We start from the raw sequence: 25,665 nt of genomic DNA on the forward strand, positions 1-25,665 counted from the left end.
CAGGCGGCGGATCGCACCTGCGCCAATAGGCCGCTCGGCCGAGCAGGCAGAATGGGGTGGTCAAGACTGCCGGGGGATCGAGAAGGAGCGGCATGCCCACCAGCGAGTATCGGGTGAGCGGGATGAGCTGTGGCCACTGCGAGGCCGCTGTTCGCAGTAATGTGACCCAGATCCCGGGCGTCGACGACGTGACGGTCAGCGCCACCACCGGCAGGCTCGTCGTCACCAGCACGCACCCCGTCGACGCGGACGCCGTCCTCGGTGCGGTCGACGAGGCCGGCTTTGAGGCCGTCACGGTCGCATGAGCACGCCCCCGCGCGAGATCCACGAGGGCGCCCTACCCACCACCGCCCCCCGGATCGAGTTGGACATCACCGGGATGACCTGCGCTTCCTGCGCGGCGCGGATCGAGAAGAAGCTGAACAAGCTCGACGGCGTCGCCGCGACCGTCAACTACGCCACCGAAAAGGCCGCTGTCACGGCTCCCGCCGGCTATGACGCGCAAATTCTCATCGACGAGATCGAGAGGGCCGGCTACGGCGCCGCCTTGCCACCGCGCGAGCCGGAGCGCCGCCGCGACCAGGTGGCCCAGCAGACATCAGATGATCCCGAGCTGACCTCGCTGCGCCGGCGTCTGGTCACCGCGGTCGTGCTGGCAGGCCCGGTCATCGCGATGGCCATGTTTCCCGCCCTGCAATTCCCCCGGTGGCACTGGGTCTCACTGGCGCTGACCACCCCGGTCGTCGTGTGGTGCGGCCGGCCGTTCCATGCGGGCGCATGGACCAACCTCAAACACGGCGTGGCCACCATGGACACCCTCGTCTCGCTCGGCACCTTGGCGGCATTCCTCTGGTCGCTGTACGCCCTGTTTCTCGGGACGGCGGGCCAACCGGGCATGCGGCATGACTTCGAGCTGACCATCGGGCGCGACGGCGCCCCGTGCCACGTCTACTTCGAGGTCGCCGCGGGCGTGACCCTGTTCGTCCTTGCCGGGCGCTATTTCGAAAGGCGGTCCAAGCGGGCGGCCGGTGCCGCCCTGCGCACGCTGCTGACCTTGGGCGCCAAGGACGTCGCCGTGCTGCGAGCAGGCGCCGAGGCCCGTGTCCCGGTCGAACGGCTCGCGGTCGGCGACGAGTTCGTCGTGCGCCCCGGGGAACGGATCGCCACCGACGGGATCGTCGTCGCGGGTTCCTCGGCCGTGGACGCCTCCATGCTGACCGGCGAGTCCGTCCCGGTCGAAGTGGGCGAGGGTGACGCCGTCACCGGCGCCACCGTCAACGCCGGCGGTCGGCTCGTCGTCCGCGCCACCGGCGTCGGGGACGACACCCGGCTCGCGCAGATGGCCAAGCTCGTCGAGCGGGCCCAGTCCGGCAAGGCCCGGGCGCAGCGCCTCGCCGACCGTGTCGCGGGGGTTTTCGTCCCCGTCGTCATCGCGCTTGCGGTGGCGACCCTGGCCGGCTGGCTCGCGGCGGGCTTCTCGCTCACGACCGCCTTGACCGCCGCCGTCGCGGTGCTGATCATCGCGTGCCCGTGCGCCCTGGGGCTGGCGACTCCGACCGCCCTGCTGGTCGGGACCGGGCGCGCCGCTCAGCTCGGCGTGCTCATCAACGGGCCCGAGGTGCTGGAATCGACCCGCGGCGTCGACACCATCGTGCTGGACAAGACGGGCACCGTCACCACCGGCCGGATGACCCTGGTCGACCTCATCGCCGGCGTCGACACCGAGCCCACCACGCTGTTGCGCTACGCCGGCGCCCTGGAAGACGCCTCCGAGCATCCCGTCGCACAAGCGATCGCGCGCGCCGCCACGGCGAAGCTCGGCGTACTCCCGACGCCCACCGAGTTCACAGGAATCCACGGCAGGGGCGTGCGGGGGAAGGTCGACGGACGCGTCGTCGTCGTCGGGCGTGAGAGCCTGCTGACCGAGTGCGGGATGCTGCCCGACCCCGCCCTGTCCGGGGCGAAGGCTCGGGCCGAGAGCGAGGGCAAGACCGCCGTCGCCGTCGGCTGGGACGGCCGGGTCCGGGGCATCCTGGTGGTCGCCGACACCGTCAAACCGTCCAGCGCCGAGGCGGTGCGGCAGTTCGCCGGGCTGGGCCTGACGCCGGTGCTGCTGACCGGCGACAACGCCACGGTCGCCACCGGTATCGCCGGCGAACTCGGCATCGCGCGGGTCATCGCCGATGCCACGCCCGCCGACAAGGTCGCCGCCGTCGAACGCCTGCAAGCCGAGGGCAAGGTGGTCGCCATGGTCGGTGACGGCGTCAACGATGCCGCGGCGCTGGCCGCCGCCGACCTGGGGTTGGCCATGGGCACCGGCACCGACGTCGCGATCCAGGCCGCCGACCTCACGGTGATCCGCGGCGACCTACGCGCCGCCGTGGACGCGATCCGGCTCTCCCGGCGAACGCTGACCACCATCAAGACCAACTTGGTGTGGGCGTTCGGATACAACCTCGCCGCGATCCCGCTGGCCGCGCTCGGCATGCTCAACCCGATGTTCGCCGGCGCCGCGATGGCCGCCTCCAGCCTGCTGGTCGTCGGTAACAGCCTGCGGCTGCGCTCGTTCGCCAGCGTCATCACCAACGCGTGAACCTGGGCGGCCGGCTCGCCCATCCGGTGGGCCCACACGCAGAAACGGTCGGGTGACGGGCCGTGATCGTATGGGATAGTTGGTCCGGCCGCCGCCTTCGGTGACCCCGAACGGCCCCTCGATACTCACCTCACCGCGCGCAGCGAATCGATCTAGCAGAGGTCACGACCGTTGGAGCAGTTCTTCGGACAGCTGTCCCTGCTGCACGGCTGGTTTCCGCCGGCCGTGCAGGGCCTGGCGCTGCTCGCGTTGCTCGTCGCGATCCGTTGGCGTTCGCGGCGCTGGCTGAAGCTGGTGCTACCCGTGGCGCTGGTCGCGGCCGTCGCGGTGACCGCGCTGGCGTACTGGTACATCACCTCGCTCGGGGTGGCCGGGGATCCGGCACCGACGGCGCTGTGGCTCTGGATCGCGTTGGGCGGGTTGGCCGCCGCGGTCACGCTGGTGGGCTGGCCGGGCACCGGCTGGTGGCGCCGCGGTCTCGCGGTGCTCTCGGTGCCGCTGTGCGTCCTGTGCGCGGGACTGGCCCTGAACGGATGGGTCGGCTACTTCCCCACCGTGCTCGCCGCGTGGAATCAGCTGACGTCGGCCCCGTTGCCCGACCAGATCGACCGGCTGCGGGTCACCGAGATGCAGGTCGCCGGAACCAGGCCGGCCAAAGGCGTGGTGGTGCCGGTCGACATCGACGACAACGCCCCCTCGGGCTCCCACTTCGCCCACCGTCGGGAATTGGTCTATCTGCCTCCGGCATGGTTCAACAGCAATCCCCCACCCCGGCTGCCGACGGTCATGATGATCGGCTCCGCCTTCAACACCCCGGCGGACTGGCTGGGTCCCGGCGGCGCATTCACCGCGATCGACGATTTCGCCGCCGCCCATCACGGGTTCTCCCCGGTGCTGGTGTTCGTCGATCCCACCGGCTCATTCGACAACGACACCGAGTGCGTCAACGGCGCCCGGGGCAATGCCGCCGACCACCTGACGAAGGACATCGAGCCCTTCATGGTGTCGAACTTCGGCGTAAGTCCGGACCGGGCGAACTGGGGGGTCGCCGGATGGTCGATGGGTGGTACCTGCGCCGTCGACCTGGCCGTCATGCATCCGGAGTTGTTCAGCGCGTTCGTGGACATCGCCGGTGATCGCGGGCCCAGCATCGGTTCCAAAGAGGCCACCCTGGCCAAGCTGTTCGGCGGCAACACCGCCGCGTGGGCCGACTTCGACCCGATCACCGTCATGAACCGGCATGGCCACTACACCGGGCTATCGGGATGGTTCGACGTTCCCTCGTCGTCGGAGGCCCGCAACGTCGCCGAGGAAGCCAGCCCCACCCTCAGCGCCGCCACCACCGATCCGGCCGCGAACCCGGAAGGACAGGACGCCGCCGCCAACGCGCTGTGCGCCGCCGGAACCGCCCACGGGATCGCCTGCGCGGTCGTTACACAGCCCGGCAAGCACGACTGGCCGTTCGCCGCCCAGGCGTTTGCCACGGCACTGCCCTGGCTGGCCTCGACGCTGGGCACGCCCAACGTCGAACCGGTGCAACTGCCGCAACGGGCCGCCGTCGGGGAACCGCATTGACGCCCCGATCGGCTCCCGTTCACGGGTGATAACCGGGTCGATGAGAATTCACAGCTGACCCTCCCGTAACGGAGCCGACATTCGGGCGCAGCGAATGGTACGGTTCGCGGCTGTGGCCTCGATGTTGTGCACCAACGGCGGTTCCTGCGGGAACCGGCTTAATGCGCAGCGCGCGACAATAACCGGGCGATTATTCGGGCCGAATTCGCCATTTCTGTCACCGCGTGATCAGTTGATCGACGCGTTCGCTTGTCTGCCATGAACCGCCGCCAGTTCCTTGGATCGCTCGCCGCGTCAGTCGTCGCCGGCGTAGGCGCCGCGCGGCTCATCGTCGATCCGCAGCCCCGCACGTTTGCCCAAGCCCCCGCGGCCGACATACCGACCTCCGGCCCGGCCGCCCCGCAGGCCCTGTTGCCGCCCCCGCCGCTCAGTGCCCGCATCCCGCTGCCCGGTGGCGGTGCCCTGATGAAAATCCCCGGCGAGGGCGACCTGCTCGCCCTGACCGTCGACGACGGCGTCAACAGCGAGGTGGTGCGCGCCTACACGCAGTTCGCCAAGGACACCGGCATACGGCTGACCTACTTCGTCAACGGGATCTACGACTCGTGGACCGAGAACCTGGACCTGCTTCGGCCGTTGGTGGACAGCGGGCAGATCCAGCTCGGCAACCACACCTGGTCGCACCCGGACATGACCACGCTGACGAAAGAGCAAGTAGCCGAACAGCTCTCGCGCAATGACGCGTTTTTGAAGAATACCTACGGCATCGGCGCGAAGCCGTACTGGCGGCCGCCTTACGCGAAGCGCAACGCCACCGTGGACGCGGTGGCCGCCGACCTCGGTTACAAGGTCCCCACCCTGTGGTCGGGGTCGCTGTCGGACTCGACGTTGATCACCGAGGAGTACATCGTGCAGATGGCCGATCAGTACTTCACACCGCAGGCCATCGTCATCGGGCACCTCAACCATCTGCCGGTCACGCACGTCTATCCGCAGCTCGTCGACTTCATCCGCGATCGGAACCTGCGCACCGTCACGCTCAACGACGTCTTTCTCAAAACCCCGTAGCGGCGAGAGCCCGCGCACTTCCCGTCCGGCCTGTTGAGTTCGGCCGTTTCAGCCACGCGTCGCGATGCTGGTTCCCCAATCGTCCGCAAGTTGATGTCTATTGCGGGGGACATCAAATGGTGGTTTGATGTACATCATCATGGACACGAAATCGCGACGCTACGACATGCGAGCTCGCAAGGAGTCGACGGCGGCTACCCGCAACGCCATCGTGGAGGCGGCCATCGATGCGGTCGTAGCGGAACGCTCTCTGGGTATCACGCTGGGCACGGTCGCCGAGCGCGCCGGTGTCACGGTGAAGACGGTGCTTCGGCATTTCGGCAGCCGCGAATCGCTGATCGAGGCGGCGTATCTGGCTGTCCGCCAAGCCGTGCTGGCCGAAAGAGTCCCGCCACCGGGCGACCCTGAAACGGCGATGACGGTGCTGATCGAACACTACGAGGCGCGCGGGGACATGGTGCTCGGCTTGCTCGCCGAGGAAGATGACGATCCGCGAGCGCGGCTGATGTGCGAGGCGGGACGAACCCTGCATCGCGAGTGGGTGGAAAAAGTGTTCGGCACCGAATTGCCCCTCGAACCCATCGAACGGGATCGGATCATCGATGCGCTGGTCGTGGCCACCGACGTATACGGCTGGAAGCTGCTTCGGCGCGACCGGGGTTTGACCGTCGCCGAGGTCCGCAACCGCATGCTGCTGATGATCGACGGCGTACTCACGGTGTCACAGGGCGCCGGCGCGCGGGCGGCGCCATGAAGGTTTTGTTCGTCGTGTTCGACGGCGGCGGCAACATTCCGCCGGAGCTGGCGGTCGCCCGGGCGCTGCGCGCCCGCGGCGCCGAGGTTCGTTTCCTCGGTCACCACGGCGTGCGTCAGCGCGTTGAGGCCGACGGGTTCGGATTCGAGGCCTTCACGCCCGCAACACATTTCGATCCGACGGTGCAGCGGCCGCTGCTTGGCATGATGGCCAGCATGGTCCGGGTCGCGATGGACCGCCGGCTGGGCCGGGAGGCGGTGCGAGCCGCACGCCGGTACCACGCCGACGTGGTGGTGGTCGACGTGTTACTGACCGCGGCCGTTTACGAGGTTGCGGCGCAAGGCTTCCCAACAGTGGTGTTCGGACATTACTTTCATCGGACCCTGCAAGACCTCGCCGCCGGCCCGATCGGATGGCTCCTGCGCCTCAAGGGCACCCCGGCCGACCACCTCGAGCGAACCGGCGCGCTCCACATCGTCACCGCCCGCGCCGAACTCGACCCGGTGCGGGGCGCGCCCGCGGTCCGACATGTCGGCGTTGTCTGGCAAGGCATTCCGGCTGCGGCGACCCCGCTGCCGGAGCCCCGGATTCTGGTCAGCCTGAGCACCGTCGCCTATGCGGGGCAGCGGCGCATGCTACAACGGATCCTCGACGCCATCGAACCCCTGCCCGTGCGCGCGACGGTAACGGTCGGACCTGCCATCGACTCAGCCGGGCTGCGCGTGCCGGCGAACTCGTCGCTGCACGCTTGGCTGGACCACGACGAGGTTCTGGCCACCGCCTCCCTGGTCGTCGGCCACGGCGGGCACAGCACGGCGATGCGGGCGCTGTCTTTTGGTGTGCCACTGGTGATCGTGCCCGCCAACACGCTGATCGACCAGCGTCGCGTTGGTGCCGCCATCCAACGCCTCGGTGCGGGGATCCTGCTGCGCAAACACGCCGGTGTGCGGCGCATCCGTGCGGCGATCGGCAAGGTGTTGCAGGACCCGACCTACCGGGAAGCGGCTGGGCGCTTCGGTGCGGAGATCCGCCGGCGCGACGGCGCCGAAGTGGCGGCCGATGCTATCAGCCAGTTCACCAAGGCGTCCGCGACTCATGCACTGCGGCAAGGGCATTGACAACCTACGCCATAGGCTTTGGTTCAGCGGCCACAGCCGTCACCGCGCGTCGAACATCGCGTCGATGAGCCGGTGCAACACCTGACCGATTTCTCGACGGGTCCGTTGCGGGTCGTCGGCGGTGGCTATCACCATGGCCGCCTCGTCGAGCGCGCCGATCAGCACGTGCGCCAACGGCCGCACCGGCTGCTCGACCAGTTCGCCGGCCCGGATGGCCTCGCTGAGCATCTGCTCGGTCATGCCGAGGCTGTATCGCTGTGCGACATCACGGAATTCGGCCCAGCCGAGCACGCTCGGCGCATCCAGCAGGATCAGCTGGCGCACCTCGGGATCGCCGGAAACGTCGAGCCACGCGTCGACCGCGGCCCTGACCGCCTCGGTCGGCGTGGCGGCCCCGGATTCGGCCACAACGACGGCCATCCGCGCCATCACATCCTGCTCGACGACTTCGACGACCTCACGGAATAGGGCTGCCTTGTCGGCGAATTGGTGATACATCGCGCCCCGGGTGACCCCGGCCGCGGTGGCGATCTCCGGCGTGCCCACGTCGGCGTAGCCCCGTAGTCCCCACAGCTTGCGGGCAGCCGCAATCAGCGCGTCGCGGGTCGCCGCGGAGCGCTCTTCCTGGGTCCGTCTCTTGCTTTCCATACAACCTGTTGGTAACTTACGAACAGGCAGCCTGTTTGTAAGTGTATCTCTGCAGTAGGAGTTTGCTATGTCGACGATCGACATTAGTGCCGGAACCATCCATTACGAAGCAACCGGACCCGAGGACGGCAGGCCGGTGGTCTTCGTGCACGGGTACATGATGGGCGGGCAGCTGTGGCGCCAAGTCAGCGAGCGCCTGGCCGCCCGTGGTTTGCGCTGCATCGCGCCGACCTGGCCGTTGGGCGCGCATCCGGAGCCGCTGCGCCGCGGCGCCGACCGGACCATCACCGGTGTCGCCGGCATGGTCGCCGAGGTACTCGACGCGCTGGACCTGCGGGACGTGGTGCTGGTCGGCAATGACACCGGCGGCGTCGTCACCCAGCTGGTGGCCGTGCACCATCGCGAGCGGCTGGGTGCGCTGGTGCTCACGAGTTGCGATGCGTTCGAACACTTTCCGCCGCCAATCCTCAAGCCGGTCATTCTGGCGGCGAAGACCAAGCCGACCTTTCGGGCCGCCGCACAGGCCATGCGGCTGCCGGCGGCGCGCAAGCGCGCGTTCGACGGGCTGGCGCATCGCAACATCGACGCCCTCACCGAGGCCTGGGTGCAGCCGGGGCTCTCCGACCCGCGCATCGCCGAAGACCTGCGCCAGTTCACGCTTTCGATGCGCACCGAGGTGACCACGACGGTGGCGGCCCGGCTGTACGACTTCGACAAGCCGACGCTCATCGCGTGGTCGGCCGACGACGTGTTCTTCGAGCAGGAAGACGGGGCGAGGCTGGCCGCGACCATTCCCAACGCCCGCCTCGAAGTCATCGCGGGGGCCCGAACCTTTTCCATGGTCGATCAGCCGGACCGGCTCGCCGACTTGCTCTCGACGATCGCGGTGCGCGCCTGACCGCCGACCGGCCGACGCCACCGCGGCGGATCCCGCCGCTCGCGGTAGCGTCAACGCATGTCAGATTCGACGCCTCCCCTGCTCGGCCGGCGAATCCTGGTCACCGGCGGCGCCACCGGCATCGGCGCGGCCGCCGTCGAAGTCCTCACGGCGGCGGGAGCCGAGGTCGCGGCGACCTATCACCAGACACCACCGCCGGACGGGCTCGCGGCCGAGTGGTTGCAGTGCGACGTGCGCGAGGCCGAGGCGGTCGCGGCGATGGTCGGTGCGGCCGCCCAGCGCCTCGGTGGGCTCGACGTGTTGGTGAACGCCGCGGGGTTGTGGCAGGCGGGCGTTCCCGGTTACATCGGCGCCGACGACATCTCGTTTCTGTTGGACACCAACATCAAGGCGACCATCCTCACCAATCAGGCCGCCCATGCGGTGATGAAGGACCAGGAACCCAAGGGCGGGCGCATCATCAACTTCGGCTCCTCGGAAGCCGTGATGGGCAGCCCGATCTCGGCCGTCTACGCCGCGACCAAGGGCGCGGTCCAGGCGTGGACGCGATCGGCCGCCAAAGCCTGGGCCGCCGACAACATCACCGTCAACGCCCTCGCGCCCGCGGTGCAGACGGCCGGTGCCGACCGGCTGCGCGAGTTCCTCGGCCCGGACGCCGCGGCGCTGATCGACCAGCAGATGCAAATGATGATCCCGCTCGGCGGCACGTTGGGCGATCCCGCCCGCGACGTCGGTCCGATGCTGGTGTTCCTGGCCGGACCCGGCTCGGGTTTCATCACCGGCCAACTGCTGGCCGTGGATGGCGGGTTGATGATGGTGGGCGGATAGCGCTGCCGCGCATCAACTTTGGCCGTCGTCCTTCGACGCTGGCGGTCCGGCCTGGTACCGCCGGCCGGACAAGTCCGCCGATCGCGATTGTGAGAGTTCACGACGAAATTCCCGCGCGCGATTCCTGAGCAGGAGCAGCGACCTGTGCAACTCGAACAGCATGAGCCAATGATGGCCGTTCGACCTCAACGGCCTCGCGATACACGCGGTCCCCGAAACGGAATCGTGAGCGAAATAAGTATGAAAACTTCACAACACAGAGGTGGTGCAAGGCGGCAGGGCACTTACCGCGGCGCCGAGCCGCCCGCTACTATAAGACGGACCGTCTCGTCTCGTAGGGCGAGCGGAGTGAGGGTGGATCCAAACGGATGGCTGACGACACGATTCAAGCGCTGCTGCGCACCCGCTCATCCGATGCTGGAATCGCGGTGAAATACCGCGATATGCAATGGACTTGGCGTCAATACCTGACGGGCGCCGCCGCGCGGGCCGCCGCACTGTTGGCCGCCGCCGACCCGCAACGGCCGATGCACATCGGCGCCCTGCTGGGAAACACGCCCGAGATGGTCAGCCAGATGGCGGCGGCGGGGCTGGGCGGCTACGTCCTGTGCGGCCTGAACACCACCCGGCGCGGTGAGGCGCTGGCGGCCGACATTCGGCGCGCCGACTGCCAGTTTGTCGTCACCGACGCCGAACACCGGCCGCTGCTGGACGGCTTGGATCTCGGCGCAACGCAGATCCTCGACTCCTCGACGCCGCAGTGGAGCGAATTCGTCGACGCCGCAGGGGATCTGAAGCCGCACCGCGAGGTCACCGCGGCGGACGCCTTCATGATGATCTTCACCTCCGGGACGAGCGGAAACCCGAAGGCGGTGCAGGTATCCCACCTCATGGCGACGTTCGCCGGTCTCAATCTGGTCCAGCGCTTCGCCCTCACCGAACGCGACACCTGCTACGTCTCGATGCCGCTGTTTCACTCCAACGCCGTCGTCGCCGGATGGGCGCCCGCGGTGTGCTCCGGTGCCGCGATGGTGCCGGCGAAGTTCTCGGCGAGCAGTTTCCTCGACGACATCCGCCGCTACGGCGCTACCTACATGAACTACGTCGGCAAGCCGCTGGCCTACATCCTCGCCACCGCGGAACGCGACGACGACGCCGACAATCCCCTGCGGGTGGCCTTCGGTAACGAGGCCAACGACAAGGACATCGACGAATTCGGCCGCCGCTTCGGTGTGCAGGTCGAGGACGGCTTCGGCTCCACAGAGAATGCCGTCATCGTGATCCGCGAGGAAGGCACCCCCAAGGGATCCATCGGCAAGGGCATGGACGGCATCGCGATCTACCACAGCGACACCGTGACCGAATGTGCGGTGGCCCGGTTCGACGCCGACGGGGCGCTGGCCAACCCCGACGAGGCGATCGGCGAGCTGGTCAACACGGCGGGCTCGGGTTTCTTCACCGGTTATTACAACGATCCGGACGCCAACGCCGAACGTATGCGCCACGGCATGTACTGGTCCGGCGACCTGGCCTACCGCGACGCCGACGGCTGGATTTACCTTGCCGGGCGCACGGCCGACTGGATGCGGGTGGACGGCGAGAACCTGGCCGCCGCCCCCATCGAGCGAATCCTGTTGCGTCACGGCGCTATCAGCCGTGTCGCCGTGTATGCCGTCGCGGACGACCACGTCGGCGACCAGGTGATGGCAGCGATCGTCCTCAACGACGGCCAGAGGATCGCGCCCGCCGAATTCGAAGCGTTCCTGGACGCACAGCCCGACCTGTCCCCGAAGGCGCGCCCGCGCTACGTCCGCATCGCCCCCGACCTGCCCAGCACCGCAACGCACAAGGTGCTCAAGCGCCAGCTGATCGCTCAGGGAACGGACGTCGGGGCGGACGAGGTGCTGTGGGAGCGCGAGCCCCGGGGCACGGCCTACGCGGCTACCCCGGGTTCCTCGGTGCCCGGCGGCGGATCTGGCCCTTCGACCGTCGCACCCGTTTGACCGGGTCTCGGGCTGTGCCGCAGGCGATCTCGTCGCGCAGTTGCGAGATGTTGGAGATCTCCGCGTACAGCCCGCGAATCGCGTAGTCCAACACGGCAAAGGAGTAGCGCTGCTCGGGGTCGTTCGTGATGCCGAGATCGACCGACCGCTGCCGCGACCACAGTGCCTCGTCCAGCCGGGCCCGGGTCGCGTCGAGGTGGCGCTCCAGGGTGTCGAGGACGTGTTCGGGGTCCTGGCCGCGGGCCAGCCAGGTCTTCAGGATGACCGGATGCTTGATGACCACCTGGTCCTGGCCCGGGAAGTGCTGGACCCAGCGACGCAGCGCGTCGAGGCCGGCATCGGTGGTCTCGTACAAGGTGATCGCACGCTTGCCGGATTGCGCGCCGGTCTCGCTGACCATCCCCCGCTGCAGCAGACGGGTCAGTTCGCGCCGCACGTGACTGACCGACGGGGACCAATAGAAGTGGCCGACCGACAGTTCCGCGCGCATCTTGATCTCGCCGGCGGTGAGTCGCTCGTCGTTGGCCGCCAGCACCCCCAGCACCAGGTAGGCGGTCACCGGCAGGCCGTTCGCGGTCCTGGGGCTCACGAGCTGTCCGTCTGCGCGCCGGTGAAGTAGGGCAGCATCACGTCGGGCCCGGTGGCGTGGAACTCCACGCGCACCCGCAGGCCTACCTCGAGATCCTCGGGCGCCACGCCGACGACATTGGTCAGGATCTGGTAGCCCTCGTCGAGAGTGACGATGGCCGGCGCATAGGGTGGCTCGAATTCCGCTGTGACCGGCCGATATACGACCGTCCAGCTGTAAATTTCGCCACGCCCGCTGCCCCGCTGCCAGCTGATGTCCTCGGAAAGGCACTGGCGGCAATGCTCGGTCGGCGGGAAGTTCGCCGATCCGCAAGCCGCGCAGCGCTGGTAGCGCAGCTCGTGGGACCGGCATCCCTCCCAGAACGGCCCGCTGACGTGGCTGCTCGCGTGCGGGACGGGTCCGGTCTGAGGCCGCAACGGGTCGGAGGTCATCGTGGTTCGTCTCCCAGGATCAGCACGGTCGTGAACAGGGCCCCCGCTCCCCCGTTGCTGCACAACGCGACATGGGCGTCGGGGACCTGAAGGTCGCCGGCTTGCCCGCGCAGCTGTTGCACCGCGCGGATCGCGCGCTGCATCATCTGCGGGTTGGCTCCCGCGTGGCTGAACGACATGGTCCCCCCGTCGGTGGTGATCGGATGGCTGCCGTCGATGCCGATGTGACCATCGGCGACGAACGGGCCGCCCTCGCCGTCCCCGCAGAACCCGAAAGCCTCGAGTTGACGGATGATTTCGAAGGAGAACGGATCGTAGAGTTCCAGCACGTCGACGTCGTCGCGGCGCAGCCCGGCGTGGTTGAACGCACACTCTGCGGCGCGCCGGCCCACTACACCGTTGACGTGATCCCCGCGCCGGCCGGCGAGGTCGTACGCGGGCGGATGCTGGTAGGACGGGCCGTGGAAGTCCGCGCCGCTGCCGAGCACGTAGATCGGTTGGCCCGCAACGTCGACGGCATCGATGTTGGCCACGACCAAAGCACACCCACCCTCGGAGGTGGTGGCGCAGTCCAGCAGGTGGAACGGGTCGGCGATGGGCCGGGACGCGGTGATGTCCTCCGGGCTGAACGGCCCACGGTCGTAGTACACGGCCTCGGGGTTGCGCGAGCCGTTGTTGCGAATGGTGGCCGCCACCATCGAAAGTTGTTCGCGCGTCGTGCCATAGACATGCATGTGACGCCGCGCGATGAGTGCGAACTCGGCGGTGGTGAACATGCCCCAGGGCGCGACGAATTCGTTTTCGGGCCGGGTCCAGGGCGCGGTGGCCTCGTGATCCCGGTACTCGCCGGCCTGGGCCGCGACCAGCACCACCACGTCGGCCATGCCGTGCTCGATGGCGGTGACGGCTTCGGTGATCATACCGACGCCGAAAGCCAGGCCCTGCCAGGCCGGCCCGATTCGCAGGTCGTAGATCAGCGACGTCGAGTGCGGGCTCGCGCTGATGCCGTCGACGTCGTCGAGGGTCAGTCCCGCATCGTCCAACGCGCCAACAATCGCCTTGATCGCCAGGCCGCGCGAGGTTTCGCCGTCCAGGCGGCGGCCCTGCCGGGTGTTGTGCACTCCGACGATCGCCGCGGTGCGCGTGGTCGGGCTAGTTCTCATCCGCGACAACTCCCAAATACGTTCCCATGACGTCGTATTCACGCCCGCCGCGCGTGATGGTCCCGATCGTCGTGGCCCGTGAGTTGGCGGGCACTGCGCCCGGCTCCACGACATCGATTCGCACGTCCACCGGCCGTGCCGTCTGCGGGTCGGTGATCTCGACGACCATCGCGACCGCATGCTCGTCGTCGTCCCATTCGACGCTGGTGATGCGGTGCCGTGCCGTCAGCTCCATCACCACGGAGTCCTGACGCACCAAGAATCGCACCGGCGCACACAGCTCCCCGGCCCGGGGCGGCACGCACAGACTGACCGCCATGTCACAGACCTGCCGGCCGGGCGCTGATGGTTCCCGACCGCCGCAAGGCCGCCAGGTCGTCCCGGTCGTGCCCGAGGACCTCGGTCAGCACCTCATCGGTGTGCTGGCCATAGAGCGGCGGCACCCGCCGGATCCAGCGCCGCGTCCTGCCGAGGAACGCGAAAGGCATCCCGGTGCAAAGGAACGAGCCCGCTACGGGATGGTCGACCGTCTCCCAGAAGCCGCGTGCCCGCAGCTGCGGATCGGTGAGCAGCGCCGCGGCCGGTGTGACACGCGCGGCGGCCAAACCGGCCCCGCGCAGCGCCTCGACCGCCTCGGACACCGATTGCCCCGCGGCCCAGGCGGAGATCAGTTTGTCGACGTCGTCGGCCCGCTCCGCCCAGCCGGATTCCTCCGGCGCGGGCTGGCCGAGCAGGCCGGCCAGCGACGCCCGGGCGGCGCCGTCCAAAGCGGCCAGCGCAACCCACTCGTCCTCGCCGCGGCATCGGTAGACGCCCTGGGGGTTGGCCGCCGGGCCACGATTCCCATTGCGGCGCATCGCGATTCCGTTGCGGGAGTACTCGACCAGCATTTCGGCCGCCACATTCAGCGCGGCCTCGACCATGGTCGATTCCACCTGCATTCCGTTGCCCTGGCGGTCGCGGATCGCCAGCGCCGCGACGGCGGCGAAGGCGGCGTGCAGGCCGGCGATCGGGTCGCACACCCCGCGCGGGATCACCGGAGGGCCGTCGGCGTGCCCGGTCATCCACGCCATGCCGGTCGCCTGTTCCATCGTCTGCGCGAAGCCGACCCGGTCGCGCCACGGGCCGTCGAGGCCGAACGCGGGCATCCGGACCATGATCGCCCGCGGGTTGGCCGCGCGCACCGCATCCCATTCCAGACCGAAGTTCGCCATCACCCGGGGGGAGAAGTTCTCGACGACGAGGTCGCTCGCGGCGATGAGCCCGAGCGCGAGCTGTCGTCCAGCCTCAGTGCCGAGTTCGACGCTGACGCCCCGCTTGTTGTTGTTGCTGCACAAGAACACCGGGCCCCATTCCCACCATTGGTCCCAGTCGGGCGGCCGGCCCGCGGAGAACCGCATGCCGTCGGGCCGGCGCACGCCCTCGATCTTGATGACGTCGGCGCCCAAGGCGCCCAGCAGTTGGGTGGCGACCGGCCCGGCCCAGAAGGCGGTGAAGTCGGTGACCCGGACGCCGGACAACGGCAGCGCGTCGGCGTCGTCGCCACACGGCGACTCGGGGCGCGCCGGCCACCGCACGCGTCCGGTGTCGGCGCCGAGCTGCGGCGGTTCCGCGGGCGCGCCGGTCGCCATCGCGTCGCTGCGATACGGCACCCGCGGCGCCAGCACCCCGGACGGTGATTCGACGAACACGCCGCGTTCCACGAAGTGGTCGATCTTGGGAAGCATCTCGGGAGTCGCGATGGGCGCCACCGGAATCCGAAATGCCACCGCGAGGTCGACGATCTCTTCGGTGGTCCGGCGCCCGGTCCATTCGGTGACCATGCGCAGGAACTCGTCGCGGCGCTCCACCCGCCCGGTGAACGACGCCAGCTCGGCGTCGCCGACGAGATCCGCGCGTTCGATCATCACCAAGAAGTCCTGGAACTGCTGGGCGGTGATGGTGCAGAACCCGACCATGCCGTCGGCCGTCGGAACGATCGAAGGCAGCTCCAAACTGCGTTCGTGCAGCAGCGAATCGGCGCCCAACACGCTGGCCGACATGGCGGACAGGCCACCCATGGCGAGCGCCATGGCCTCGTACGTCGAGACGTCGATGACCTGACCGCGGCCGCTTCGGGCCGCGTGCCGGACGGTCGCCGCAGCCACCGCCGCCGCGAACGTCCCCGCCAGCCACTCACCGAGCCGGCCACCCGCTTGGACGGGTTCGTCGTCGGGCCAACCGCGACCGGCGATCGATCCGCACAGCGCTTGGAGGATGAATTCGTTTGCGATGACCTGGTTTTCGACATAGGGGCCGGTGGTGCCGAATGGTGTGATGGCGACCACGACGGCCGACGCGGCGGTGTGTGCGCTGATGGCGTCGAGCGTCCATCCGTCGGTGAGGTCGGTGACTATCAGGTCGGCGCCGGCCAGCAGCGACGCAATCTCGGCCTGACCGTGATTGACGACGGACTTCTTACCGGCGGCCAGATAGCCGAACAACGCCCCGGGCGGCCCGCCGGCCCACCAGTCGCGCATCGAATCACCCTGCGGCGCTTCAATTTTCACGACCTCGGCCCCGGCGTCGACGAACATCTTGCCGCAGTATGACGCCGCCAGGCCGTTGCACAACTCCAGCACGCGCCAGTCCGCGAAGGGCGCTTGGGCTCCCACGCTCAGTTGCCCAGGGTAGTGGCGCGACGCCGGGCGGATCGCCCGGAAATATCGGGAGCCTCGACCGTCACCGATGCCTGCGCCTGCAGGGCGAACTGGGTCATCCGCGTCCAGGCGTCACGGTCACGCTGACTTGCCTTGCGGCCGACGTGGGTGACCACGTCGACGTCGGTCGCCTGCGCGCGCAGGTAGCCGGCGCGCGCATGCTCCTTCGGGATGAATCGGAACGGGTCGAATGAGTATGCGGCCATGGCGTTTTGGTGAGTGATCTTGTCGATGACCGAGTCGTCGAGGTGGCCCATGGTGGCGACGATGTCCTCCGGCGCGAAGGGCCAGTTGCTGTCGGAGTGGGGGAAGTCGGACTCCCAGCACAGCATGTCCTCGTTGAACCAATCCATGTTCCGCACACCGACTTTGTCGCTGATGAAGCAGGTGTAGAAGTGCCGCTTGAACACGTCGGTGGGTCCGTCATAGCCGGGTGGGAAGGTCGCCAGCGTCCAGCCCGAGTGCCGGTTGTAGACGTGCTCAGCCCGCCAGAGGAAGTACGGGATCCAGCCGACGTCGCCCTCGGTCAGCGAGAACTTCAGTTGCGGGAAGTCGGCCCAGAACTGCGCCCAGATCAGCTCGGTGAAAGTGAACATGCTCATCATCGACGAGGCGGTCATCTGCACGCTGGGCGGGGCGTCGGTCGACACCTGCGGAGACCGAGACGCGGAGCCGACATGGGTGCACAGCACGGTGTCGCTTTCGCAGACGGCCTCGAACAGCGGGTACCAGTACTTGGTGTGGATGCTGGGCATCTCCAGCGCCTCTGGGTTCTCGGAGAACGTGACGGCGTGACAACCCTTGTCGGCCAGCCGTTTCACCTCCTTGGCGGCCTCGGCCACGTCGAACAGCGGCAGGATGCCGCACGGGATGAACCGGCCCGGGTAGGCCCCGCACCATTCGTCGACGTGCCAGTCGTTGTAGGCCTTGATCATCACCAGGTTCGTCTCGCGGTCGGGGCCCTGGTTGAGCACCTGACCGGAGAAGCCGGTGAAGTTCGGGAAGTTCAACCCCGCCAGCTGGCCGCCGGCGTTCATGTCCCGCACCCGCTCGTCCACGTTGAAGCAGCCCGGCCGCATCTCGTCGTAGCGTGAGGCGTCGATGTTGTACATCTCGCGCGGTTTCCCCGCGACGGCATTGAGACCCATGTTGCGTCCCCGGATCTCGCCGTAGTACCACTGCTGGACGCCGTCCGGCTCGAGGACCACCCGGGGCGCGCGATCCCGGTATGCGTCGGGAACGTGCGCGTCGAACATGTCGGCCGGCTCGGCGATGTGATCGTCCACGCTGATCAGGATCAGATCGTCCTTGTTCATGCCGCGCTCCTCGGTCGCCGGTTATCGACTAGTAGACAATGCCGTGCATCACAGTGTCAACGTCGGTCGCGGTGCGCTGACGAGCTAAACCACTGGAGTGCAACGGCACAGGTGCGCGCAGCCGTCCAGCCCGGAATCTCGCGCACACGCCGTAGTAGTGACTATTAGTCCTTTGGAGCTGCCGCGGCACGAACTTCCCGAGCGATACGGCGCGATACCTCTGCGCGTCGCGTGCCACCATGGGGCATGACCGGGCCCGGAAGGTAACGGAAGTTGAGCACCAACAAAGCTGCGCGTCCGACCACCGCCGACGTGGCCCGGTTGGCCAGCGTGTCGACCGCCACGGTGAGTTATGTGCTGAACAACGCGCGGGGCCGCCGCATCTCGCCGGAAACCCGCGACGCGGTGTACCGCGCGGCCAAACTTTTGGGTTATCGGCCCAACCTCGCCGCCCGTAACCTGGCGCGCGGCAAAAGCGGCGTGGTGCTCTACGTGGTGCCCCACGTGGCCGTGGGCGAGATGCCGATGCAGGCCGGCAGCCGGATGACCACCGCGCTGGCCCGCGAGGGTTTCCTGCAGGTGCAGATTTTCGAAACCGACGACGACCAGCACGTGGTCGACGCGATCGAGAATCTCGACCCCGTCGCGATCACCAGCCTGTTCCCCCTGAGCGCAGCCGCACGCCAAGCGGTGACCAACGCGGGCATTCCCCACATCGAGATCGGAACACTGCCCGCGCTCAAGGACCCGCATCTGTCCGTGGGCGAGATGCGGGTCGATCACCTGGTCGAGCGCGGACACCGCCGAATCGCGTTCGCCTACACCGGGATTGCCCGATGGCGCCCGCTGGGTGACTACTGGTTCGAGGGTGTTTCGCGGGCGGCGCAGAGGCGCGACCTCCCCGCCGTGCGGGTCGACGAGGTCACCCTGGACAACGCCGCCGACGTCGTCACCGGCTGGGTGCGCGACGGGGTCACCGCCGTGTGCGCGCAGAGCGACGAGATCGCCTGCCTCGTCCTGTACGGCATCCATCAGGCACGCCTGCGCTGTCCCGGCGACCTCGCGGTGATGGGCGTCGACGCCAGCCCGATGGGCGTCGTGAGCACACCGCCGCTGACCACCGTGCAATTCGATCCCTGCGCGGTTGCCGACGCCGCGCTTGCCGCCGTCTTCGAACGGCTGGGTCACCCCGCGCCCCCGTCTCCCGAGCTGACCGACATCGCCCGCCTGGTGGTGCGGTCGTCGACCTAGATCAATCCGCGGGCTCGTAACGCAGCAGTGTGAGCTCGTGTTCGGGGTAGTCGCAGAACACCGGCTTCACCCGCATTCCGACCCGTATGGCATTCGGCTCGACGTTGACCAGTTCGGTGGAAAACCTTGGGCCCTCGTCCCATTCAACGATGGCGAGCAGCTGGGGCACGGCATCGGCGAAATGCGGGCTGACCGGCCGGTGGGCCACCGTGTAGGAGTACAGGGTGCCCATTCCGGAGATCTCGCGCCACTCCAGGTCGTCGGCCAGGGTGCGCGGCGCGCGCACCCGCGGATAGAACACGTAGGACTGTAGCGATGGCGAGTACTGAATGACGATGCGATGCTCACCCAGCGCATCCCAAAACGGTGCGCTGGTAGGCGTTTTCACCGGCACCGGTCGTTCGAACGTCATCTGTCAGTCCCCTTGCAGAATCAGGGTGGTCTGCTCGGACAGGATGCCGCCGTTGCCGGACACGAAGGCCCGGTTGCAGTCGGCGACCTGCGCGGCCCCCGCGCGGCCCATGATCTGGCGGGTGGCGTCGCACACGTGGTGCATCCCGCCGGCCAAACCCGCCTGACCGAAGCCCAGTTGCCCGCCGGCCGTATTGAGGGGGAAGTCGCCGCGGAAGGTCATGTCGTGGTTGGCGACGAATTCCATGCCCTTGCCCTTCTCGCAGAAGCCGGCGTCTTCTAGCGAGAGCAGGACGGTGATGGTGTAGCAGTCGTAGATGGAGACCATGTCCATCTGTTCACGACTCAGTCCGGTCATGGCGAACGCGGTGTCCGCCGCGGCGGCGATCGGGGTGTGAAGCAGGTCCTCGGCGTACGTCGGGGTCTTGAACGGCACGTGTTCGCCGAATCCCTTGATCCACACCGGGCGATGACGCGACCGCTTGGCGACGTCCGCGCTGGCGACGACGACCGCGGCGCCGCCGACGCAGGGCATGACGATCTCGAGCATGTGCAGCGGGTCGGCGATGACCGGGCTGGCCAGCACGTCCTCGACGGTCAGCGGCTTGTCCTTCCAAATCGCGCCGTCGGTGTGGTTGGCGTTGGTGCGGGTGTCGACGACGATCTTGGCCATCGCGCGCTCGTCGTAGCCGTGGACCGCGGCATAGCGCTGGGCGACCTGGCCGTATGGCCCGTTCTGGCCGAGGTTGCCGTAGGGTATCTCGAATTCCGCTTGGGGAGAGCCGTATTGGTTGCTCGACGAGCCGAAGTACAGCGCGTCGCCGTAGGCTTTGGGCTTCTTCGGCGACATCGGCGTGATGTAGCGGGCCGGCAGCGCGCACAGCACCGCGTCGCAGATCCCCAATTCGATGGCCGCGGCGGCTCGCCACACCATGGCGGCCGCGCTGGCCCCGCCCAGGTCGACATGCTCGGCGAATCGTGCACCCACGCCCAGGTATTCGGCGATCGTGGAGGGGACGAAGATCTCCGACTCGGCCAGGTGTGAGGCGACGATCCCGTTGACGACGTCGCCGGGCAGGCCCGCATCTTCGAGCGCGGCGGCGCTCAGCTCCGCCCATTGTTCGAGGACGAACGGCGCGGGCGAGGCCTTGTTGAGCCGCTCGGGCGGCAGCTCGACGTATCCGACGATCGCGGCTTCTCCACGTAATCCCATGCTGTGCCTTACTTTCGGGGTAGGCCGAGGATCATCTGCGCGATGATGTTCAGCTGGATCTCCCTGGTTCCACCGCCGATCAGCTCGGCCGGCAGGTGCAAATAGGGTTCCACGACGGCCGCGTCGGGGTCGTCGACCATCGCGACCTGCCCGGTCAACTGCAGCGTGGCGGCAAAGGTGCGGCGCAGCAGCACATTCATCGCCACCTTGGCGATGCTGGACGCCGGACCGGACGCCTGGCCGTCGAGCAGCCGAATGGTTTCGCGCACCCCGAGCGCCCTGATCGCATTGGTGTAGGCGTCGAGCTCGCCGAGCTCACGCAACGCGTCCTCACGGTCGGGCCCGGGTTGAGCGGCGAGCCGGCGCAGGGCGACCGCCCGGTCGAACTTGACGTATCCCCCGATGGCGGAACGCTCTTCGGCCATCGTGGCGATCGCCAGGTTCCAACCGTCGGTCGGCGCGCCCAACAGCATCTCGTCGGGAATGAAGACGTCGTTGAGGAACACCTCGTTGAAGTGTGCCTGCCCGGTCGCCGTCTTGATCGGTTGGATCTGAACCCCGGGGGATCGCATGTCGAGGATGAAATAGCCGATGCCGCGGTGCTTGCTGGCCTCGGGGTCGGTGCGCGCGAGAAGCGCGCCGAGGTCGGCGTACTGCGCCAGCGATGTCCAGATCTTGTGGCCGTTGATCCGCCAGCCGCCGTCGACCTTGGTCGCCCGCGTGGCCAGCGACGCGAGGTCGGAGCCCGCTCCCGGCTCGCTGAACAGCTGGCACCAGTGAATCTCGCCGCGTTGGGTCGGCGGAATCATCTTTTCCTGCAGGTCTTTTGGTGCGGCAGCCATCACCGAGGGCAGGATCCACTCGGCGATGTTCAGCGATGGTCGGACCAGCCCGGGCCGCTTGGCGAACTCCTCGTCGATGATGAGCTGTTTCAACGGATCCGCCCCGACGCCCCAGGGTGCCGGCCAGTGCGGCGCCATCAGGCCCGCGTCGGCGATCAACGTGCGCTGGGGTCCGGAGGCCTGGTCCGCGTAGTCGCCGTGCGGCGCGGGTGTGTCGTTGCGCAATTGCATTGCCGCATCCAGTGTCTCGGCGACCCAGGCACGGAATTCGGATTCCGCGTCGCCGAGGTTCACCGACATGTCACGCGTCTGCGTGCAGGTGAGCTCGCCCAGCCGTCGCGCCCAGCGGTTCGCCGGACCAATCGATCCCGCCAGGCTGATGGCCCGCCGCCAGTACAGGTGCACGTCGTGTTCCCAGGTGAAGCCGATGGCGCCGAGCATCGTCAGGGCGTCGAGCACCAAATCCGGGACCGGCGAGATCGCGATGACGGCCGCGCCGGCGGCGGCGATTCGGTGCTGGTCGAGTGGTTCGTCCACGGCGCGTACCGCGTCCCACGCGGCCGCGGTGGCCAGCTCGCTGTTCACCAAAAGCATTGCCGCGTTGTGCTGCAGGGCCTGGAAGGTGCCGATCACCTTGCCGAATTGCTCCCGGCTGCGCAGATGCGCGGTGACAGCCTGCACGCACCACTGGACGATGCCGGCGGTCATGGTGGCGACGAGTCCGACGACCACACAGCGTGCCCGCTCCGGGTCGATGCCGCTGAGCAGATCGGCCTCCGGCGCCCGGTAGTCCGCGAGGCGCAGGATCCCGACGTCGCCGACAAGATCGGTGCCGGCAATGGCTTCGACTGTGGCCGTGGGCCGTTCGCGGTCGACGAGCGCCCAGACGATTGCGGCGTCCTGGGTCCGGGCGCCGACCAGGATGACCCGCGCCGCGCAGACGCCCGGGGTTACCTGTGACGCGCCGCTGATCACCCAGTGCCCGTCCTCGGCGCGGGCCTGCAGACCGCCGTCGTCGTCGGGTAACACCACCGCCGCAGTGCTGCCGGACGCGAGGTCGCGCAGGAACGACTCTGCGCTCGGCGTCGAGTCGGCCAGTAGCCCGACGGCTCCGGCGGCGACCGTCGGCAGCAGCGGTCCGGGCAACAACGACTTGCCCGCCGCTTCGAGAACGCCCGCGGCATCGATCGGCCGTCCACCCTGGCCGCCGAGGTCTTCGGGCAGATGTACCGCATGAAAACCGTTGGCAACCAGCGCATCCCACCATCTCGGCACGCGTCCTGCGGCAAGGTCGTCGAAGCTGTCACGCGTCGCGGCAATCGGAGCGTTCCGGGCGGCGAATTGGCCCACGGCGTCGCTGAGGTCCTGCTGCTCCGGGCTCAGTCCCAGGGTCACGAGGACGGCCCAGAGGTAACTGGCGTTGGCCGCACGGACTGCTATCCTTTCGTTACAAGACGGACCGTCTCGTCTTGTGGAAGAGTACCGGCGCGAGTCAGGATATGTAAAGCGCGCCCGATTACCGGCTTTCGATCTTCAGTTCGCAGAAGCGAGGACCACCAGATGCCAACCGATCTGAGCGCGGCGAACGCGCAAGCGACTTCGCCGAGGAGGCGCAGCGAGAAGTCCCGCACAGCGATCGTCACCGCCACCCGGGAACTGCTCCTCGAGCGCGGCTTCGACGGGCTGACGATCGAAGCGGTCGCCGCGCGCGCCAGTGTCGGCAAGCAGACCATCTACCGCTGGTGGCCCACCCGCCCCGCGCTGGTCGCCGACGTCATGCTGGAAGACGCCGACAAGCTGATCGCGTCGGTCAACCACAGCGGCAACCTCGCCGCCGATCTGGTCGGCTGGGTGGGCAAGCTGTTCACAAGCCTGACGACACCGCGGGGTTCGGCCATGCTGCGCACGCTGACCGTTGCCTGCATGGAGCATGAGGACACCGCCGTCAAACTGCGCGCCGGTTTCAGTGCGCCGCTGCACGACAGCGTGCGGGCCCGGCTGCTGGCCGACGGCGTCAGCGAGGCCACCGCCGAGTCCGCGGCGGACGCGATCGTCGGCGGGGTGGTGTACCCGATTCTCTCCGGCGCGCAGCCCTACTCGCGGCGGCGAGCCGAACGGACCACCCGGCTCATCGTGGACGCCCTAACCGGAACCTGACGCAGTCCGCCGAACACGCTGCGGCGGTTGACGTCTGCGAACGGGTAGGCTGCCGGCAAGGCGACGGGAGCGGCGATGGACGACGATTGCCTGAAGCTCACCACCTATCTGGCCGAGCGTAGGCGGACCGGGGACAGCTTCGTCTCCGATGTCCTGCTCGGCCTGTACGCAGAGCACCGGATCGCCTGCGGCGTCCTGCTGCGGGGCATCGGCGGATTCGGCACCGGTCACCATTTGCGCACCGACGAGTCGTTGACGTTGTCCGAGGACCCGCCGGTGGCGATCATCGCGGTGGACACGAGGACGAAGATCGAGGCCCTGCTCCAACCGGTGCTCGCCGTCAAGCAGCGCGGCCTGGTCACCCTGGAGCGCGCCCGGTTGCTCTACGACAACGTCGGGGCGCCGCAGCCGGCCGAGGACCTGGGCGACGCCGTCAAGATGACGATCTACGTCGGCCGCAAGCAACGCGTCAACGGCTCACCGGCATACATCGCCCTCTGCGATTTGATGCACCGGCGTGGGCTCGCAGGCGCCACGGTGCTGCTCGGGGTGGACGGTGTCACGCACGGAAAGCGCCAGCGCGCCAGCTTCTTTGGCCGCAACGCCGACGTCCCGATGATGATCGTCGCCGTCGGATCCGGCGGGCTGATCGGTCGCGTGTTACCGGAGATCGGCGAACTGCTACGCAGGCCCCTGATCACCCTCGAACGGGTCCGGGTGTGTAAACGTGACGGCCAGTTCCTGGAGCGGCCGCACGCCCTACCGGGCGTCGACGAGCGCGGCTTGCCGCTGTTCCAGCAGCTGACGATCTACACCTCCGAGTCGGCACACCACGGCGGTGTGCCGATCCACCGCGGGATCGTTCAGCGGCTGCGCCGGGCCAGAACCGCGGACGGCGCGACGGTGCTGCGCGGCGTCTGGGGCTTCCACGGCGAACGCCCGCCCCACGGCGACGGACTGCTCTCGCTGACCCGCCGGGTGCCCGTCGTCACCATCGTGATCGACACCCCGGCCAATATCGCCGAATCCTTCGGCGTCATCGACGAATTGACGTGCGACGAGGGCTTGGTGACCAGTGAAATGGTGCCCGCTCTGGTCTCCGACGAAGGCGGCACCGGGCCACCGCGCATGGCCCGGCACCGCTATTAGCGGCGATCGCAAGCGCGGCGAAGCCGGGCGCAGCGGGTCGCCGCCATCGGGATAGCTCAGCCGGCGACGGAGGCGTCGTAGATCGACTGGATCGCCTTGTCCAACGTCGCGTTGAACTGCTCGTCGGACTGGTCGACGGTCAGGCCTTCGGTCAGGGCGCGGCTGAAGCTGGCGATCAAGCCGGTGTTCTTCGCCAACAGCTCGTTGGCTTCCTCGCGGGAGTAGCCGCCGGAAAGGGCCACCACCCGCATCACCTTCGGGTGCTCGATCAGGGGGCGGTAGAAGTTCACCTCGGTGGGCAGGCTCAGCTTGAGCATCACGCGCTGGCCCTCGGGCACCGCGTCGAGTTGCTTGGTGATCTCGTCGCGCAGGATGCCTTCGGCTTCGGCCTTGTCGGATATCGAGATGGTCACCTCGGGTTCGATAATGGGCACCAGGCCGTGCGAGAGCACCTGGTGGCCGAGCTCGAACTGCTGCGCGACCACGGCCGCGATGCCCTTGGCGTTGGCGCCGCCGATCACCGAGCGCTCCTTGGTGCCGAAGACGCCCAGGCCGGCGGCCCGGTCCAGCAGCTCGTCGAGGCCCGGGATCGGCTTCATCAGCTGAACGTCGTCGGACGAGTCCGCCAGACCTTTGTCGATCTTGAGGATGGGCACCACGCCCTTGGTCTCCCACAGGTACGTGGTCGACGGCTTGCCCGCGATCTCACGGTCCATGGTCTGCTCGAACAGGATGGCCGCCAGCACGCGGTCCCCGGTGAACGCCGGTGACGTGATGATCCGCGAGCGCATCTGGTGAATGAGGTCGAACATCTCCTTCTCGGAGGAGTACTCGTTTTCCTCGATGCCATACAGGCGCAGCGCCTTGGGCGTCGAACCGCCGCTCTGGTCGAGCGCCGCGATGAAGCCCTTCCCCGACGTCATCCGTTCCGCTTGCTGCTGGTTCGACATTGAACTCTC

Annotated in this window: 23 protein-coding genes; 12 read left to right on the top strand and 11 right to left on the bottom strand. The window is 68.2% G+C overall.

Annotated elements, in window-relative coordinates:
• The first annotated feature begins 92 nt into the window (after nucleotides 1-92).
• The 6 genes from AC5Y7E_RS00740 to AC5Y7E_RS00765 all read left to right on the top strand — a co-directional run bounded on the left by AC5Y7E_RS00740 (nucleotide 93) and on the right by AC5Y7E_RS00765 (nucleotide 7,108).
• Nucleotides 93-305, top strand: a complete 213-nt coding sequence (locus tag AC5Y7E_RS00740) for a heavy-metal-associated domain-containing protein (protein ID WP_499947158.1) — start codon at nucleotides 93-95, stop codon at nucleotides 303-305.
• Entirely contained in the window at nucleotides 302-2,593 is a 2,292-nt protein-coding gene (locus AC5Y7E_RS00745; protein WP_499947159.1) for a heavy metal translocating P-type ATPase, read from the top strand. The genes AC5Y7E_RS00740 and AC5Y7E_RS00745 overlap by 4 nt, the downstream gene beginning before the upstream one ends.
• A gap of 171 nt (nucleotides 2,594-2,764) precedes the next feature.
• Nucleotides 2,765-4,168, top strand: coding sequence for an alpha/beta hydrolase (locus AC5Y7E_RS00750; RefSeq protein WP_499947160.1), 1,404 nt, complete (start codon nucleotides 2,765-2,767; stop codon nucleotides 4,166-4,168).
• Between the two features lie 258 nt (nucleotides 4,169-4,426).
• Nucleotides 4,427-5,236 (top strand): polysaccharide deacetylase family protein, encoded by an 810-nt coding sequence (locus AC5Y7E_RS00755; protein ID WP_499947161.1) that lies wholly within the window; start codon nucleotides 4,427-4,429, stop codon nucleotides 5,234-5,236.
• Nucleotides 5,237-5,363: 127 nt separating this feature from the next.
• A complete protein-coding gene (locus AC5Y7E_RS00760) occupies nucleotides 5,364-5,990 on the top strand; it encodes a TetR/AcrR family transcriptional regulator (RefSeq protein ID WP_499947162.1) in 627 nt (208 codons plus the stop codon).
• On the top strand, nucleotides 5,987-7,108 hold the full coding sequence (locus tag AC5Y7E_RS00765; RefSeq protein WP_499947164.1) for a glycosyltransferase: 1,122 nt from the start codon (nucleotides 5,987-5,989) through the stop codon (nucleotides 7,106-7,108). The genes AC5Y7E_RS00760 and AC5Y7E_RS00765 overlap by 4 nt, the downstream gene beginning before the upstream one ends.
• Nucleotides 7,109-7,147: 39 nt before the next feature.
• Here the strand turns inward: AC5Y7E_RS00765 and AC5Y7E_RS00770 are convergent, their stop codons facing one another.
• A complete protein-coding gene (locus tag AC5Y7E_RS00770) occupies nucleotides 7,148-7,756 on the bottom strand; it encodes a TetR/AcrR family transcriptional regulator (RefSeq protein WP_499947165.1) in 609 nt (202 codons plus the stop codon).
• A 67-nt stretch (nucleotides 7,757-7,823) separates the two neighbouring features.
• Here AC5Y7E_RS00770 and AC5Y7E_RS00775 point away from each other — a divergent pair, with 67 nt between their 5' ends.
• The 3 genes from AC5Y7E_RS00775 to fadD1 all read left to right on the top strand — a co-directional run bounded on the left by AC5Y7E_RS00775 (nucleotide 7,824) and on the right by fadD1 (nucleotide 11,485).
• On the top strand, nucleotides 7,824-8,654 hold the full coding sequence (locus AC5Y7E_RS00775; protein WP_499917492.1) for an alpha/beta fold hydrolase: 831 nt from the start codon (nucleotides 7,824-7,826) through the stop codon (nucleotides 8,652-8,654).
• A 57-nt stretch (nucleotides 8,655-8,711) separates the two neighbouring features.
• Entirely contained in the window at nucleotides 8,712-9,482 is a 771-nt protein-coding gene (locus AC5Y7E_RS00780) for an SDR family NAD(P)-dependent oxidoreductase (protein WP_499947166.1), read from the top strand.
• A 368-nt stretch (nucleotides 9,483-9,850) separates the two neighbouring features.
• Entirely contained in the window at nucleotides 9,851-11,485 is a 1,635-nt protein-coding gene (gene fadD1 / locus AC5Y7E_RS00785) for a fatty-acid--CoA ligase FadD1 (RefSeq protein ID WP_499947167.1), read from the top strand.
• Here the strand turns inward: fadD1 and AC5Y7E_RS00790 are convergent.
• Genes AC5Y7E_RS00790 through AC5Y7E_RS00815 form a run of 6 tightly spaced genes read right to left on the bottom strand, consistent with a single transcriptional unit; the run spans nucleotide 11,424 to nucleotide 17,683 of the window.
• The gene (locus AC5Y7E_RS00790) at nucleotides 11,424-12,074 is read right to left on the bottom strand and encodes a PadR family transcriptional regulator (RefSeq protein WP_499947169.1); all 651 of its coding nucleotides are present in this window, start codon (nucleotides 12,072-12,074) and stop codon (nucleotides 11,424-11,426) included. The genes fadD1 and AC5Y7E_RS00790 overlap by 62 nt on opposite strands.
• Nucleotides 12,071-12,505 carry a Zn-ribbon domain-containing OB-fold protein gene (locus AC5Y7E_RS00795; RefSeq protein ID WP_499947170.1) on the bottom strand — a complete coding sequence of 145 codons (435 nt, stop codon included), beginning with the start codon at nucleotides 12,503-12,505 and terminating at the stop codon, nucleotides 12,071-12,073. The genes AC5Y7E_RS00790 and AC5Y7E_RS00795 overlap by 4 nt, the downstream gene beginning before the upstream one ends.
• On the bottom strand, nucleotides 12,502-13,668 hold the full coding sequence (locus tag AC5Y7E_RS00800; protein WP_499947171.1) for a thiolase family protein: 1,167 nt from the start codon (nucleotides 13,666-13,668) through the stop codon (nucleotides 12,502-12,504). Before AC5Y7E_RS00800 ends, AC5Y7E_RS00795 begins: the two co-directional genes overlap by 4 nt.
• Nucleotides 13,658-13,987 carry a hypothetical protein gene (locus tag AC5Y7E_RS00805; RefSeq protein WP_499917486.1) on the bottom strand — a complete coding sequence of 110 codons (330 nt, stop codon included), beginning with the start codon at nucleotides 13,985-13,987 and terminating at the stop codon, nucleotides 13,658-13,660. The genes AC5Y7E_RS00800 and AC5Y7E_RS00805 overlap by 11 nt, the downstream gene beginning before the upstream one ends.
• 1 nt (nucleotide 13,988) lies before the next feature.
• Nucleotides 13,989-16,322, bottom strand: a complete 2,334-nt coding sequence (locus AC5Y7E_RS00810; protein ID WP_499947172.1) for a CaiB/BaiF CoA-transferase family protein — start codon at nucleotides 16,320-16,322, stop codon at nucleotides 13,989-13,991.
• A gap of 2 nt (nucleotides 16,323-16,324) precedes the next feature.
• Nucleotides 16,325-17,683 carry an amidohydrolase family protein gene (locus AC5Y7E_RS00815; protein ID WP_499947173.1) on the bottom strand — a complete coding sequence of 453 codons (1,359 nt, stop codon included), beginning with the start codon at nucleotides 17,681-17,683 and terminating at the stop codon, nucleotides 16,325-16,327.
• Nucleotides 17,684-17,956: 273 nt separating this feature from the next.
• On the opposite strand from AC5Y7E_RS00815, the gene AC5Y7E_RS00820 reads away from it, so the two are divergent.
• Nucleotides 17,957-18,934 (top strand): LacI family DNA-binding transcriptional regulator, encoded by a 978-nt coding sequence (locus AC5Y7E_RS00820; RefSeq protein ID WP_499947174.1) that lies wholly within the window; start codon nucleotides 17,957-17,959, stop codon nucleotides 18,932-18,934.
• Nucleotide 18,935: 1 nt separating this feature from the next.
• On the opposite strand, the gene AC5Y7E_RS00825 is transcribed toward AC5Y7E_RS00820, so the two are convergent.
• Genes AC5Y7E_RS00825 through AC5Y7E_RS00835 form a run of 3 tightly spaced genes read right to left on the bottom strand, consistent with a single transcriptional unit; the run spans nucleotide 18,936 to nucleotide 22,795 of the window.
• Nucleotides 18,936-19,346 (bottom strand): Zn-ribbon domain-containing OB-fold protein, encoded by a 411-nt coding sequence (locus tag AC5Y7E_RS00825; protein WP_499947175.1) that lies wholly within the window; start codon nucleotides 19,344-19,346, stop codon nucleotides 18,936-18,938.
• A gap of 3 nt (nucleotides 19,347-19,349) precedes the next feature.
• Nucleotides 19,350-20,558 carry a thiolase family protein gene (locus AC5Y7E_RS00830; RefSeq protein WP_499947177.1) on the bottom strand — a complete coding sequence of 403 codons (1,209 nt, stop codon included), beginning with the start codon at nucleotides 20,556-20,558 and terminating at the stop codon, nucleotides 19,350-19,352.
• Nucleotides 20,559-20,566: 8 nt separating this feature from the next.
• Nucleotides 20,567-22,795 (bottom strand): acyl-CoA dehydrogenase family protein, encoded by a 2,229-nt coding sequence (locus AC5Y7E_RS00835; protein ID WP_499947178.1) that lies wholly within the window; start codon nucleotides 22,793-22,795, stop codon nucleotides 20,567-20,569.
• 165 nt (nucleotides 22,796-22,960) lie between these two features.
• Here AC5Y7E_RS00835 and AC5Y7E_RS00840 point away from each other — a divergent pair, with 165 nt between their 5' ends.
• Complete coding sequence (locus AC5Y7E_RS00840) at nucleotides 22,961-23,557, top strand: TetR/AcrR family transcriptional regulator (protein ID WP_499947179.1); 597 nt, start codon at nucleotides 22,961-22,963, stop codon at nucleotides 23,555-23,557.
• Between the two features lie 75 nt (nucleotides 23,558-23,632).
• Nucleotides 23,633-24,706, top strand: coding sequence for a DUF190 domain-containing protein (locus AC5Y7E_RS00845; protein WP_499947180.1), 1,074 nt, complete (start codon nucleotides 23,633-23,635; stop codon nucleotides 24,704-24,706).
• Nucleotides 24,707-24,762: 56 nt separating this feature from the next.
• On the opposite strand, the gene AC5Y7E_RS00850 is transcribed toward AC5Y7E_RS00845, so the two are convergent.
• Nucleotides 24,763-25,656, bottom strand: a complete 894-nt coding sequence (locus AC5Y7E_RS00850; RefSeq protein WP_499947181.1) for a fructose bisphosphate aldolase — start codon at nucleotides 25,654-25,656, stop codon at nucleotides 24,763-24,765.
• Between the last annotated feature and the right edge of the window lie 9 nt (nucleotides 25,657-25,665).

This window comes from Mycobacterium sp. NGS17 (assembly GCF_059813205.1).

Coding starts and splice junctions, on each gene's coding strand:
- AC5Y7E_RS00740 (WP_499947158.1), top strand. CDS start 93: ATGCCCACCAGCGAGTATCGGGTGAGCGGGATGAGCTGTGGCCACTGC.
- AC5Y7E_RS00745 (WP_499947159.1), top strand. CDS start 302: ATGAGCACGCCCCCGCGCGAGATCCACGAGGGCGCCCTACCCACCACC.
- AC5Y7E_RS00755 (WP_499947161.1), top strand. CDS start 4,427: ATGAACCGCCGCCAGTTCCTTGGATCGCTCGCCGCGTCAGTCGTCGCC.
- AC5Y7E_RS00760 (WP_499947162.1), top strand. CDS start 5,364: ATGTACATCATCATGGACACGAAATCGCGACGCTACGACATGCGAGCT.
- AC5Y7E_RS00765 (WP_499947164.1), top strand. CDS start 5,987: ATGAAGGTTTTGTTCGTCGTGTTCGACGGCGGCGGCAACATTCCGCCG.
- AC5Y7E_RS00770 (WP_499947165.1), bottom strand. CDS start 7,756: ATGGAAAGCAAGAGACGGACCCAGGAAGAGCGCTCCGCGGCGACCCGC.
- AC5Y7E_RS00775 (WP_499917492.1), top strand. CDS start 7,824: ATGTCGACGATCGACATTAGTGCCGGAACCATCCATTACGAAGCAACC.
- AC5Y7E_RS00780 (WP_499947166.1), top strand. CDS start 8,712: ATGTCAGATTCGACGCCTCCCCTGCTCGGCCGGCGAATCCTGGTCACC.
- fadD1 (WP_499947167.1), top strand. CDS start 9,851: ATGGCTGACGACACGATTCAAGCGCTGCTGCGCACCCGCTCATCCGAT.
- AC5Y7E_RS00795 (WP_499947170.1), bottom strand. CDS start 12,505: ATGACCTCCGACCCGTTGCGGCCTCAGACCGGACCCGTCCCGCACGCG.
- AC5Y7E_RS00800 (WP_499947171.1), bottom strand. CDS start 13,668: ATGAGAACTAGCCCGACCACGCGCACCGCGGCGATCGTCGGAGTGCAC.
- AC5Y7E_RS00805 (WP_499917486.1), bottom strand. CDS start 13,987: ATGGCGGTCAGTCTGTGCGTGCCGCCCCGGGCCGGGGAGCTGTGTGCG.
- AC5Y7E_RS00815 (WP_499947173.1), bottom strand. CDS start 17,683: ATGAACAAGGACGATCTGATCCTGATCAGCGTGGACGATCACATCGCC.
- AC5Y7E_RS00825 (WP_499947175.1), bottom strand. CDS start 19,346: ATGACGTTCGAACGACCGGTGCCGGTGAAAACGCCTACCAGCGCACCG.
- AC5Y7E_RS00830 (WP_499947177.1), bottom strand. CDS start 20,558: ATGGGATTACGTGGAGAAGCCGCGATCGTCGGATACGTCGAGCTGCCG.
- AC5Y7E_RS00840 (WP_499947179.1), top strand. CDS start 22,961: ATGCCAACCGATCTGAGCGCGGCGAACGCGCAAGCGACTTCGCCGAGG.
- AC5Y7E_RS00845 (WP_499947180.1), top strand. CDS start 23,633: ATGGACGACGATTGCCTGAAGCTCACCACCTATCTGGCCGAGCGTAGG.
- AC5Y7E_RS00850 (WP_499947181.1), bottom strand. CDS start 25,656: ATGTCGAACCAGCAGCAAGCGGAACGGATGACGTCGGGGAAGGGCTTC.